Origin of the sequence: uncultured Campylobacter sp. (assembly GCF_938018035.1) — a bacterium.
Lineage (GTDB): Bacteria > Campylobacterota > Campylobacteria > Campylobacterales > Campylobacteraceae > Campylobacter_B.
Genome location: NZ_CALIJF010000210.1, coordinates 1 through 13,137, shown reverse-complemented (window position 1 = coordinate 13,137; position 13,137 = coordinate 1). Strand labels below are relative to the sequence as shown.

At 48.0% G+C, this 13,137-nt stretch carries 10 protein-coding genes; 1 reads left to right on the top strand and 9 read right to left on the bottom strand.

Annotated features, from left to right (window positions below):
* The 5 genes from Q0257_RS06580 to groES form a co-directional block, all read right to left on the bottom strand.
* On the bottom strand, nucleotides 1–2,045 hold a 2,045-nt coding region (locus Q0257_RS06580; RefSeq protein WP_298023135.1), incomplete at its 3' end, for a replicative DNA helicase.
* Nucleotides 2,046–2,799: 754 nt separating this feature from the next.
* Entirely contained in the window at nucleotides 2,800–3,867 is a 1,068-nt protein-coding gene (gene ispG / locus Q0257_RS06575; RefSeq protein WP_298023132.1) for a flavodoxin-dependent (E)-4-hydroxy-3-methylbut-2-enyl-diphosphate synthase, read from the bottom strand.
* 615 nt (nucleotides 3,868–4,482) lie between these two features.
* The gene (locus Q0257_RS06570) at nucleotides 4,483–5,547 is read right to left on the bottom strand and encodes a hypothetical protein (RefSeq protein WP_298023129.1); all 1,065 of its coding nucleotides are present in this window, start codon (nucleotides 5,545–5,547) and stop codon (nucleotides 4,483–4,485) included.
* A gap of 583 nt (nucleotides 5,548–6,130) precedes the next feature.
* A complete protein-coding gene (gene groL / locus Q0257_RS06565; RefSeq protein WP_298023126.1) occupies nucleotides 6,131–7,768 on the bottom strand; it encodes a chaperonin GroEL in 1,638 nt (545 codons plus the stop codon).
* A gap of 12 nt (nucleotides 7,769–7,780) precedes the next feature.
* On the bottom strand, nucleotides 7,781–8,044 hold the full coding sequence (groES, locus tag Q0257_RS06560; RefSeq protein ID WP_295151472.1) for a co-chaperone GroES: 264 nt from the start codon (nucleotides 8,042–8,044) through the stop codon (nucleotides 7,781–7,783).
* Between the two features lie 205 nt (nucleotides 8,045–8,249).
* Between groES and Q0257_RS06555 the strand changes: the two genes are divergently transcribed.
* Complete coding sequence (locus Q0257_RS06555; protein ID WP_298023123.1) at nucleotides 8,250–10,496, top strand: hypothetical protein; 2,247 nt, start codon at nucleotides 8,250–8,252, stop codon at nucleotides 10,494–10,496.
* A 22-nt stretch (nucleotides 10,497–10,518) separates the two neighbouring features.
* Here the strand turns inward: Q0257_RS06555 and Q0257_RS06550 are convergent, their stop codons facing one another.
* The 4 genes from Q0257_RS06550 to Q0257_RS06535 form a co-directional block, all read right to left on the bottom strand.
* Complete coding sequence (locus tag Q0257_RS06550; protein WP_298023120.1) at nucleotides 10,519–10,704, bottom strand: hypothetical protein; 186 nt, start codon at nucleotides 10,702–10,704, stop codon at nucleotides 10,519–10,521.
* A 192-nt stretch (nucleotides 10,705–10,896) separates the two neighbouring features.
* Nucleotides 10,897–11,532, bottom strand: coding sequence for a hypothetical protein (locus Q0257_RS06545; protein ID WP_298023117.1), 636 nt, complete (start codon nucleotides 11,530–11,532; stop codon nucleotides 10,897–10,899).
* Between the two features lie 52 nt (nucleotides 11,533–11,584).
* Complete coding sequence (locus Q0257_RS06540; RefSeq protein WP_298023114.1) at nucleotides 11,585–12,202, bottom strand: hypothetical protein; 618 nt, start codon at nucleotides 12,200–12,202, stop codon at nucleotides 11,585–11,587.
* 133 nt (nucleotides 12,203–12,335) lie between these two features.
* Nucleotides 12,336–12,779 (bottom strand): GatB/YqeY domain-containing protein, encoded by a 444-nt coding sequence (locus Q0257_RS06535; RefSeq protein ID WP_298023111.1) that lies wholly within the window; start codon nucleotides 12,777–12,779, stop codon nucleotides 12,336–12,338.
* Nucleotides 12,780–13,137 lie beyond the last annotated feature (358 nt).

Here is a 13,137-nt window from a genome sequence, read left to right as displayed (position 1 = left end):
CTGTTTGCCTCATTGATCTTTGGAATGCCCATCTCTTCGATATTTAAAGGAGGCGCGGGTTTAAATTTTGCCTCATCCTCTTGCGCTTCAAAAGGCGGCTCATCGCCATCGCCGTTTTCAAAATACACAGCGTCCTCTTGCTGCATGTTCTTTGCGCCCTGCGATGTACCCTCTGCATCTTGCCGCGCGCCTTTTGCGCTCTCCGCACTCTTTACGTTTTGCTCGGCCGAATTTCCACGCATGTGCTCTGTTTCGGGCGAGATACTGCCCGCTATTACATCATCTAAATCTTGTCCCTGAAATTCTTGCTTTTGCGGTGCACGCTGCACCTCTGCCAAGTCATGCTCTGCGCTAAGCTTAGACTCGCCGTCTATCTCCTCGCTGTCCTGCTCATCACCGCTTTCGCCGAAACTAGGCATCTCGTCAAAATCGATATTTACTCTGGAATTTCGAGCGCTAGCGGAGCTTTCATTTAAGCTTACGCCGCTATTTTGCGCTTCGTTAAAATTTTGAGCTTCATTAAAATTCTGCGTTAAATTTTGCTGCAAATTCTGCACTGTATCGGGATGCTGCCCAACTGGCTCCTCAAAGCCCTGATCTTGCAGCTGCGAGACGTAGTCGAGATTGTCGTTTTCGTTGAAAATTGCGCTCTCGCTAGGTTCGCCGCCGAAGCTCGTATCGACGAAGCGGGTAAATCTGCCCTGAAAGCCCACCTCGATCGTCCTACCCGCCTCGCCCGAGCGGTTTTTGCCGACGATGATTTCGGCTTTTTCCTGATAGTCGTTGCGCCTAAACACGGGCTCGCCAGCGTCCTTACCCTCGGCCTCCAGCCGCGAAATGCGCTCGCGCTCCATCTGCTCCTTATAAACCTCGTCGCGATAGACGAAAAGTATGATGTCGGCGTCCTGCTCGATCGCGCCGCTTTCGCGCAGATCGCTTAGCATCGGGCGTTTGTTCGAGCGCGCCTCGAGCGAGCGGTTTAGCTGCGACAGCGCGATGATCGGGATGTTTAGCTCGCGCGCTAAGAGCTTGAGCCCGCGCGAAATTTCGGCGATTTGCAGGTGGCGCTCGGAGTAGTTGCTCGTGCTCGTCATAAGTCCGATGTAATCGATCACGCAAAGCTCAATATTGGCGTCCGCGGCTTTGAGTTTGCGCAGCTGGGTGCGGACCTGGTGTATATTCACGTAGCCGCTGTCATAGACGAAAAGCGGCATATTCAGCACCGCGTCGCAAGCGTCGTTGAAGCGCGTCCAGTCGTCGTCGCTAAGCTTTGCGCTCATTATGTCGCTTAGCGGGATCGAGCTAAGCGCGCTTAGTATGCGATACATCAGCTGCACAGAGGGCATCTCGAGCGAGAAAAATACGACGCCTTTGCCGCTTTGCAGCGTTTTCATCATCAAATTTAGCGCAAAGGCGGTCTTGCCCATGCCAGGGCGGGCGGCGATGATGATGAGCTCGCCGGGCTTTAGCCCCTTCGTGCAGTCGTTTAGGAAGCGAAAGCCCGTATCCAACCCCACGAGCTCCGAGCCTGCGAGCGCCTTTTGGCGCTTGAGCTCCTCTACTACGTCAGCGATAATCTCGTGTGATTTTTTGATGCCGCCGTGGCGCTCCTCGTCGATGAGCTCGTAAATTTTAGAGCTGATTTTATCGGCGGTGTCTTTGCTGCGCACGGCTTCGTTTACCATCGAAGGGATCTCGTGCGCGACCTTGATTAGCGAGCGCTTGATCGATTTTTCGCGCAGCTCAAGCGCGTATTTTGGGGCATCGACCACGCCGCTGGTGGCTACGACCTCGGTAAATGCGCCATCGTCGTAGCGCTCAGCTAGCCATTTTTTAACGAAGCTCGGCGCGATCGGCTCGTTGTGCGAGGAGCACTTGACGATCGCCTCGTAGATGTCGGCGTGCGGCTTGTAGAAAAAATCGCCGACCGAGATTATCTCGCTCAGCTCGCCGTATGCGTCCTCGTTTTGCAAAAGCGAGCTTAAAATCGCGCGCTCCATATCCAGATCGTATAAATTTGCAGGCACATTCTGCTTCGTTACCATCGCTTCCCCTCGTTTCGCATTTAAATTCTATAAAATTTCAAGCTCGCTTCCGCAAATCTCTGCGGCGCGATAATTTTAAATTTTATAGAATTAAAATATCGCCTACCAGCAAAATTCTATCGGGCAAAATTTTATAATTTGGGCCGCTTTAAATTTTGCTATCTAAAATTTCATCTCGGAATTTTCGCCTTTAAAATTCCGTCAATTTTAAATTTCGCCCTTTGAAATTTTGACTCTTAAAATTTCGCTCGCCTTAAATTTTAGGTGCAAGACGAAATCCAGCCGGATGAAATTTCGCGGCGTATCGGAAGCTCATCCGTCAAGATTCCGCTTTGCGGCACGGAGTTCTACCGCTTAAAATTTTGCGCGGTAAATTCTACTCTATAAAATTTCGCTTCAAATCGCGAGTTTTAAATTTTAAAATGAAATTTCAAGACGAAATTTCAAAGCCAAAATTTTAAACTCAAAAATTTCACACGAAATTTCAGTACTAAAATTTCAAGCCTAAAATTGCAAACCAAAATTTTAAGCCGCATTTCCAAAGGCTCAAATTTAAAAGCGCCGCCTTAAGGATGAAATTTTAAAATTTCACGCCAAGACGCGCTGTACCTATAAACCTAAACGAACCGCGATGAGCCCGAGAGCGCCTTAAAACGCCGAGCAAACTATAACTAGCCAAGCGCGCTAAAATTCAGAGCCGAGCCGCCCAAGCCGCGCGTCATAGCGACATTTAAGCCGCTAGGCGCCGCAGCTCTCACGCTCCTTCGCGAGCCCGCACCTCGTCCTCGACCTCTTGCAAAAACCGCTCCACGAGCTTGCTCTCCTCGAGTTTGGCGACCACTTCGCCGTGGCGCATCACGATGCCGCGCCCGTTGCCGAACGCGATCGCCACGTCCGCGCCCTTCGCCTCGCCGATCGCATTTACGACGCAGCCCATGACGCTGATATTTAGCGGCGTTTTGATATGCGCGGTTTTTTCTTCGACGATTTTGATCGCGCTTAGCAGATCGCTTTGCAAACGCCCGCAGGTAGGGCAAGAGATGATATTGACGCCGCTTTTTTGCACGCCCGCGTCCTGCAGGATCGCGCGCGCGACGCGGATCTCCTCCTCAAGCTCGCCCGTGATGCTCACGCGCATCGTATCGCCGATACCCTCCATCAGAAGCGTGCCCAGCGCGATTGCACTCTTGATGCTCGCGTGAAATTTCGTCCCCGCCTCGGTCACGCCCAGATGAAAAGGATACTCGCATAGCGGGCGCAGCGCGCGATACGCAGCCACCGTGCTTGGTGCGTCCGAAGTCTTAAGCGAGATCGCGATGTCGCTAAAGTCCTCATCCTGCAGCAGCGCGGCGTTATACAGCGCGCTTTGCACCATCGCCTCCACGCTGCGGCCGTACTTTTGCTCAAACTGCTCCTCGAGTGAGCCCAAATTTACGCCGATGCGGATAGGCAGGCTGCGAGCTTTGCACGCGCGCACGACCTCTTTGATGCGGTCTTTGCCGCCGATATTGCCCGGATTTATGCGGATAGCATCGACAAACTCCGCAACCTGCAGCGCCAAGCGAAAATTAAAATGGATATCCGCTACGATGGGAAGCGGCGAGCTTTTTTTGATCCGCGCGAGCGCGTCCGCGTCCTGCTTATCAAGCACGGCACAGCGCACGATGTCGCAGCCAGCGAAATACAGGCGGTTTATCTGCTCTAGCGTACCCTCCACGTCCTTCGTTTTAGAAAAGCTCATCGACTGCACGGAGATGGGCGCGCCGCCGCCGATTTTGACGGAGCCGACGGAGATTTGGCGGGTCGGATAGCGATTTTTCAAATTTAAGCCTTTAGAATTTTTTGCGCTATTTTATTCAAAACGGGGTTAAAATTTAATAATTCGCACTTGCCACCCGCCATAGAATTTCACCTGCTGAATTTTGCTTTCGCGCTTACGAAAAATTTCATTTTGCCACGAAATTTGAGCGAATAAAGTCTATAAAATTCCGCCATCTAATAAAATTCTAAAAATTCCGACAACAAATGAAACTCTACAAAATTTGATGACAAGCGAAATTTAATAAACCACGCAGCCAAGCAAAATTCTGCGAATTTAGCAGGCAAGCAAAGTCCTGCGACGTAAAATTACAAAATTAAGCTCTTAAAATTTCGGCGAAATTGTAACCGCAGTATCGTCGCAGCGCTCACTCGCGCAAAACGAGTGCAGTCTGGTTTATCCTAGCAGCGCGGCATGCAGCCGTGAAATTCAAAGCAAGTAGATGAAATATGAACATTCTATCTTTAATTGCAGCATTAGGGCGTTGTTTCGCACGACGGCAAAGCTGAAAAAACATCAGCGTTCGTGTTTACACACCGCGCCAGTATCGCGATCTTATAGAGACAACAAAAATTTAAACCGCCTACGCATATAAATTGCGCCGGCGTGCCGCCTAGGCTAGCGCACTAGCTCCATATTCACCTTGACCCTGCTCATCTTGTCCTGCAGCATATCCATCACCGACTCATTGCGCGACGAAGCGTCATCCATCGGGGCTTCGTGCTGCTGCCACTTGCTTTTCGGCGCGGCGGGGCCCCACTGCGACGAAAATATCAGCCCGCGCTTTTTCTCGGTCTCAGGCGCAGGCTCGTAAGGCTGTGGAGCGGGCTTCGCCCAACGCTCATCATAACGCATCGCAGCACCTTGCCCTAGCGCATTACCCCGCTTTGGCGACGGTATTTTACCAAGCGCGCTAACGCCAGAGCGCCCTATCGCACGGCTAGAGCGAGCAGATGTGGGAAGATAGGGCGCGCGGGCATTTTGACGAGCCGTATACTTCGTGGCACTCGAATGAGATGCAGCTGTATGCTCCATAGCGCCAGAACGAGTTGCACTATAGCCGTGGCGAGCTTGCGGCTGTGCAATTCGAGCCGTCGTTAATTTGCGAGCTTGTGCGTCTACGATTTTGCCAGTCTGCTCATCAGCGCCTCTGTGAGTTTGCGCGTTTGCATTTCTCCGCATATCTGCGCCTCTGTAAGTTTGCGCGGTATCGCGAGCGCTTGGCGCCTCGTCCTCATAGATACGGGTCTTCGGCAAACGCATCAGCGTCGCAACTAGACTCTTGCTAGCTTCATTCTGGCTGCTTGATTGATTGGCTGGGAGCCTAGATGCTTTATTTCTCGCAGGATGCGATGCGGAATTTTGCCCAGAATTTTTAGTAAAATTTTTCGCACTTTTTCGCGTGGAATTTTTAGCGGAATTCCTAGATGCACGTGTATTTTTTGTGAGCTTGGAATTTGAAAGGCTTTTAGCATTTGCAGATTTTTTAGCATGCGGCTCGGCAGAGGATCTCGCCGAAGTATTTTTACTCGGATGATCTTTGGCTCGCAGATTTTGAGATGAAATTTTAGATTTATGGTTTTGCAACGCGGCGGGCGATTTGTGGCTTTGCTGCGCAGCAAAAGCGCTAGAAAAACTCGCCAAAATGAACGCAATTAAAAAAATACGAGCTAAATTTTTCATCGTTTTCCTTTCCATGGATTTTAGGCGAAATTTAGCAAAGCTTAGATTAAGCCGCGTTAAATTTAATGAGTGAGGCTATGAAATTTCAGCTCTAATTCCAAGCCGTATCGCCAAACAAAAGGCTAAGCTTTAAAAATTCCGCAGCTAGGATTCTGTTTGGCAATAGAATTTTATCACACTAAAAATATGACGTCACAGCAAAATTTTATCTTGTAAGTGTTTAGGTGGGATAGCTGAAAATTTTAAAGTTTTAGAATTCTGCGCTTAAATTTTGAGTGGCAAGTCAGAATTTAAGGTAAAAAGCAAGCTCAGATAAAGTTTTTAAATTTAAAGGATAATGCGACAAAACCGCAAATTTGCGGTGAGATACGAAATTTATAAGATTATGCAGTGACTAAAAATCACACCGCTTAATCGTTAATTAATAATAAATCGCCGCGCCTTAGACATATCCAAAACGCGGCACATCTCATTTTACGGCGCATAGCAAAAGCATCGCCGCACAAAGGCATTGCGGAACGCTGCAAAATCTCACAGCGCCACAGCAAGGCGTATAGGAGCGCCGAATGACGCTCCTATGGGGCTACATCATTCCGCCCATGCCACCCATTCCGCCCATATCAGGCATTGGAGGCATTGCAGGTTTCTCCTCTTTAATCTCGCTGACGGTCGCTTCGGTCGTTAGAAGCAGGCTTGCGACGGAGACCGCGTTTTGAAGCGCGATACGCTCAACCTTGACTGGATCGATGATACCTGCCTCAAACATATTGACGTACTCGCCGTTTGCGGCGTTGAAGCCAAATTTTTTGTCTGAGCCCTGCTCGACCTTATTTGCTACGACACCCGCGTCAAATCCCGCATTCTCGGCAATCTGGCGAAGCGGAGCGAAAAGCGCGCGTTTAACGATGTCTGCGCCGATAAGCTCGTCTCCGCTTAGAGCTAGCTTTACGCTAAGTCCGGCTCTGATTAGCGCAGCGCCGCCGCCGATTACGATACCCTCGTCTACGGCTGCTTTGGTTGCGTTTAGAGCGTCGTCCACGCGGTCTTTTTTCTCTTTCATCTCGGTTTCGGTCGCAGCGCCCACCTTTATAACCGCAACGCCGCCGCTAAGCTTAGCCATGCGCTCTTGAAGCTTCTCTTTGTCGTAATCGCTCGTAGTCTCTGCGATCTGAGCTTTGATCTGCGAAACGCGCGCATCGATATCTTTTTTCTTGCCTGCGCCGCCTACGATAGTGGTGTTATCTTTGTCGATCACGATGCGCTCGGCTTGTCCAAGATCAGCCATGGAGGCGCTTTCTAGCGTTCTGCCAAGCTCCTCGCTGATGACGGTACCGCCTGTTAAAATCGCGATATCTTCAAGCATCGCCTTTCTGCGATCGCCAAATCCTGGGGCTTTGACCGCAGAGATGTTTAACACGCCGCGAAGCTTATTTACGACTAAAGTTGCAAGCGCCTCGCCCTCGATATCCTCGGCGATGATTAGAAGCGGTTTGCCGCTTTTTTGAACCTGCTCCAAAACCGGAAGTAGATCTTTTAAATTTGTAATTTTTTTGTCAAATAGAAGCACTAGTGGAGAAGCTAGCTCGACTAGCATTTTCTCGGCATTTGTAATGAAATATGGACTTAGATAGCCGCGGTCAAACTGCATTCCCTCGACTACGTTTAACTCATCGTTGATCGATTTTGCCTCTTCTACCGTGATGACGCCGTCTTTACCGACTCTTTCCATCGCGTCTGCGATCAGATCGCCCACCGCGCTGTCGTTATTGGCAGAGATCGTAGCAACCTGAGCGATCTCTTTTTTGCCGCTTACTTTTTTAGATGATTTTTTTAGCTCCTCAATAACCGCAGCACTAAATTTATCCATACCGCGCTTAACCTCGATAGGATTTGCGCCCGCGGTTACGTTGCGTAGGCCCTCTTTAAAGATCGCGTGAGCTAGCACGGTTGCTGTAGTAGTGCCGTCGCCTGCTTGATCGTTGGTTTTGCTCGCTACTTCACGCACCAAAGAAGCGCCCATATTCTCTAGCGTATCTTTTAGCTCAATCTCTTTAGCCACGCTCACGCCGTCTTTTGTGATCGCCGGAGCGCCGAAGCTCTTTTGGATTAAGACATTACGACCGCGGGGTCCCATTGTAACTTTTACAGCGTCGTTTAGCTTCCTAACGCCCGCGTAGAGTTTGTTTCTTGCGTCGTCTGAAAAAATAATCTCTTTTGCCATTTTCAATCCTTTTTATTTAATTATGCCTAAAACGTCTTCTAAATTTAAGATAAGAAATTTCTTATCGTCTAAGCTAATCTCGCTGCCTGCGTATTTTGCAAACGCTACGGTATCGCCATTTTTGACGCCTTCACATTCGCTGCCGACGGCTACGATTTTGCCGGTCGAAGGCTTCTCTTTTGAAGCATTGTCGGGGATGATGATGCCCGAAGCGGTCTTTTTGGTTTCCTCCTCGCGCTCTATTAGAACGCGCTTGCCAAGTGGTTGAAATTTCATTTCAGTCCTTTCTTTGATTTGTGATTTCTAAAATTGGCACTCAATGTGTTTGAGTGCTAAGATTATATGCAAAATTTAAAATCTTGTCAATAGTTTATGAAAAATTTTTATAAAACTTTAGTGATTTAAACTCAAGTATTGAGATTTCAAACGTTAAATTTTAAGGGCTATAATACCCTCAAATTTTAAATTTTAAGGGGACGAAATGAAAATTTTCGGCATAATCGCAGGAATTTTAATCCTGCTTATCGTAGGCGCGGGCTGCCTATTTTTCAGCGATTTTGGCAACAATCTTACCAAGCCTTACATAGAAAATTTGATCAAAGAAAAAAGCGGCCTTGATGTGAAGCTCGATAAATTCGATCTAAATTTCGGCGATCTGGACATCAGCGCCAACGTAAATGATGCTGCGAGCGTAAACGTAAAGGGCAAATACTCGCTTTTTGCGCGCTCTTTCGATCTTAACTACGACGTAAATGCGCACGATCTAGCCAAGCTCGGCATCAAAATTGACGAAGGGCTGAGCCTTAAGGGGCAAATTTTAGGCGATCTTGACAAATTCGGCATCAACGGCAGCGGGCAGATTTTTGATAGCAACGTAAAATTTTTAGCAAATTTAAAAGACCTTAAGCCGCTTGATCTACAAATCGACGCTAAAGCTCTAAACGTCGAAAAAGCCCTTGCCGTGGCTTCGCTGCCGATCTACGCCAAAGGAAATATCGACGTGCTCTCGGACATCAAAGCCGGAGGCGGCGGCGCAGAGGGCAACGCGAGCATCAAAAGCTCAAATTTGATCCTAAACGAATCTGCGTTTAAAGATATGAATATTTCCATCCCAAAGGGCGTGCAGATCACGCTAAACTCGGACATCACGGCGCAAAATGACGTCCTGCGAGCAGCAAGCAAGATCGATTCGACTCTAGGCAAAATCAGCGCCGAAAAGTCGGAATTTGATCTGAAAAACAAAACTTTAAACTCCGATTTTAATCTAAGCTTGCCCGATTTAGCAAAGCTCGAAAGCCTTATCGGGCGCAAAATTTCAGGCGACGTTAAAGCAAGCGGAAATTTAAAGACCGATTTTTCTACGCTTGAGCTTTCAAACTCTCAAATTTCAGCGTTTAAAGACGCGCTTAAAGCGGACGCGGGAGCCAAATACGATCTAAAAAACAAAAACGGCGAGCTGTCCGCGAAGCTAAATGCAAACGATCTGGCCGCGCTGCAAAACGTCCTGGGAGTGAGGCTGCAAGGCAAGGCAAACGGCGAGTTTAGCGCGGCTCTAGCGCAAAATGAGCTTAAAAATCTAAACTTAAATTTAAACGCTATGGGCGGCAACCTGAATGCGAGCGGAAATTTAAGCGATCTAAAACTTAAGGCGAGCAATCTAAATCTGGCCGTGCTTTCGGCTCTGTTTTACGGCAACGCGATCGGAAACGGCACGATAAACGGCGATGCGAAGTTAAGCTTAAAAGACGGCATCAACGGCACGGCGCAAATTTCGCTCGCTAGCGGCGTGATTTTTAAGAAATTTTTAGACGGCGCGACGGGCAAGAACTTCCCAAGTGATCTGAAAGCGGACGCGCAGGCGCAGACAAATATCAAAAACTCCGTCGCGACCTTTAGCGTAAGCGTAAACTCCGATCTGGCGCAGCTTCAGAGCTTAAACGGCACTTATGAGCTCAAAAATAAAGCGCTTAAGGCTAACTACGCGCTGCTGATCCCGAGCTTGCAGCGACTAGAATTTTTCTTAAATCGCAGACTAAACGGCAAGATCGCAGCTACCGGCGAGCTTTCGCACGACGGCAAGAGCCTGTTTGCGACCGTAAATTCCAAGGTTGCGGGCGGCGAGCTGAATGGACAGATTGCGGGCGATGAGGCGAACTTCAAACTTCAAAATTTCATCGTAAAAGAGCTTATGACGCTTTTAAATATCGATCACGTCTACGACGGCACGGGCAACGCAAATCTTACGTATAACACGAGCTCGCACAGCGGAAAATTTGATGCGATCATCAACAACGGCCGCCTTCCTAGCGGCGGATTGATCGATAAAATCGGCAAAATTTTAGGCCGTGATCTAGGCGGCGAGGTCTATAACGACGCCAAAGTAAACGGCACGATCAAGCAAAATTTGATAAATTTCAACGCCGATATGAGCGCGCAAAAAAGCAAGCTAAACGTCACCGGTGGCACGCTGGATAGCAAAACGGGCGCGATTTCGGTGCCGGTTAAGGCAAACATCGAAAAAACCGATCTTGAAATAAACATCACCGGCACGATCAAAGAGCCGAAATACAATATCCAATCGGACTATCTAAAGGGCAAGCTCGACAAGCAGATCGGCAAGGGCATCGACAAACTTTTTGGCGTGAAAAAGGACGATAACAGCAGCAAAAACGACGCGAAAAAGGAAAAATCTGACGCGATTAAGGGGCTGATAAATGGGCTATTTTAGCCCATTTGCTCCCATTTGGCGCTTAAAATTTATGGATACTGCTAAACGAGCGCGAGATTTGAAATTTTGAAATTTTGAAATTTTGAAATTTTGAAATCTCGCGCAGTTTAAATTTTAAAATTTTATGCAGTTTAAAATTTAGAATTTTGCGCTTGCCGGCGTAGCCGAAGCCTAAAAATTTTAAAGCAGGACGCGCACTACTTATCAAAATTTTAAATCTCGTTTCGATCTGTCTTTTGATGACGATTTAAATTTATCGCCGTAAACTTAGCCTGCTTGCGCCGCTATCCGCAATGAAATGCACGCCGCAAGCCTAGCCCCTTTTAAAATACTTCGTATCAATACTGCGTGCCGTGTTTTCAGGTTATCCGATGCTAATTAAAATTTCGCGGCGCAATGTTTATTGCAATCGGCGCCATGCTTGATAAAATTTGCCCGCCATTATCGCAAGAAAAATGAGCGTCAAAGCTCCAAATATCGTAGCTGTAAATTTATCATCCGTCGTAGCGTATTTGTCATATCTGAATTTCATCAGATACTCGCGCTGCGGCGGATCGACGCTCGCATTATAATCCAAAAATAAAACTTGATATGCCGTGCCGCGACCCCGAAACGGAAACGGACGGCTTTGATACCAAGCTTTAACTCGCTTGCCTTCCAGCCATTTGTATGCGATTAGCGAGATAGAAGGCTTGATATTTACACCTTGCCACTCGTCCGCTCCTGACCGCTTGAAATTAGCTTCAGCAATTGCTGCATTGAGCAAAATTTTATTTTTATAAAAAGAGGTTAAGTTATCCGTATCGCCATTTAAAAAGACTTTGATAAATTTGCGCTCATCCGTAAAAATCTGCATATATTCGCGCCCATCATCGCTTCTGACATCCATGATTATTCCATTTGCGATTTTCAGATCATCTAAGCTTTTCGGATTCAAGCTAAAAAGAAATCCGTACCACATCGCCGCCAAATAAAATGCGATCATAAATAGATCGAACTTGCGATCTAAGTTATACCAAATTTCGCCGAGCTTCATCGATCATTACATTGTAAGTTTCGCTGCAAGATACGGAATTTCACGGCTTTTATTATCGAGGGCTATATTCCTGCATCATCACCACGGGCAGAAAAAGTACCGCTCCCACGATTACCACCGGTATAGCTACGATGCCTCTTATCACATCCGATAGAGCGCTACTCTCGCAGCGTTCAGGCCTAACCTCGATGTGAGCGGGTATCGGAGAGCGCAGCCTATCGCTTGGCTTCATTATTTCGCTAAGATTTTTGATCTGCACTACTCGCGCATCAAAGTTAAAAATAACCTCGATCTCGCCTTTTTTCTCATCGATTTCGATGCGATTTGCTAGAGCTTTGATTTTGGCGACATCTGCACCAGCTGCGGAATTCAAAAATGCGCTGAAGCTACCGCGCGCCTCGCCGTTTTTAGCATCGGTTACTTCGATCTGCACAAACTCGCGCTTAAGCCCTTTGGCGTATCCGCCATCGTAAAATTCCGAGATATTCTTAAGCGACGAGCCGTTCGTTAGGACATAGCTGAGTTTCTCGCCTACGATGTATTCTTTACCGTCGTTTATGAAAAATGCCGTGATCTTTTCGGGCGTTTCGTTCGCCCCAGGCACTACGTTTTGTTTGCACTGGCATCCCACAAGTAGGACGGCTAGTAAAACCGCGATAAATTTTTTCATGATAATCCTTTAAAATTTTAAATTAGCGTATGAATTCCGCAGCCAAAGCTCTATCTCAAAAAATTTCAGCAGCGAAGTTTTACGCCGATACAATTTAGCCGCAGCCGGACTTAAATTTAACTCCAAACGCAGGCTACTTCAGTGCCGCTTTGACCGCCTCGCTCAGCCGCTTGCCGTCCACGTTTGAGCCAAGCGCTTCTTTGGCGGCTTTCATCACGCGCCCCATATCCTTTGCGCCGCTCGCGCCAAGCTTGGCGATTAGCGAGCTAACCTCGGCGGCAAGCTCGGCATCGCTTAGCTGCGCGGGCAGATAGGACGCGATGATCTCGATCTCGCCCTGCTCTTTTTGCACCAGATCGTCGCGACCGCCCGCGCGATACTGCTCCACAGAGTCATTTCGGCGCTTGATCTCGCTTTGAAGTATGCTAAAGACGCGCTCGTCGCTAAGGCTGATGCGCTCGTCCACCTCGACCTGCTTAAGCGCGGCGTTAAGCATCCGCAGGCTGTCTCTGCGGAAGTGATCGCCGCTTTTCATCGCCGTTTTAATGTCTTCTAAAATTTGCTCTCGCACACCCATTTTCCACTCCTTGAGATTGAAATTTCGGCGGTAATTGTAGCAAATTTAAAATTTGGCTCGGGTAAATTTAAGAGGATGAAATTTTAAAATTTTAAAGATTTAGAGTGATTTGCGGCTAAATTTAAAACTAGCCGCGGGTACCCTTTGCGGCAAAGACTTGCGTGCAGCTCCCATTTGCGGAAAAAGGCTCGCGCGAAGTGCGCTAAATTTAAAAAGCCCCGCGAGGAATAAAATTCCAGCGGGGGCAAGCAAGCGATAAAAGCTCGCGAAAGCTCTATTTAGCGCGCGAGAATATCATTCGCACGATTTGAATCAAGAAGCACACGCTTCCTACCAAAAAGATCGTATCGCCGATGAT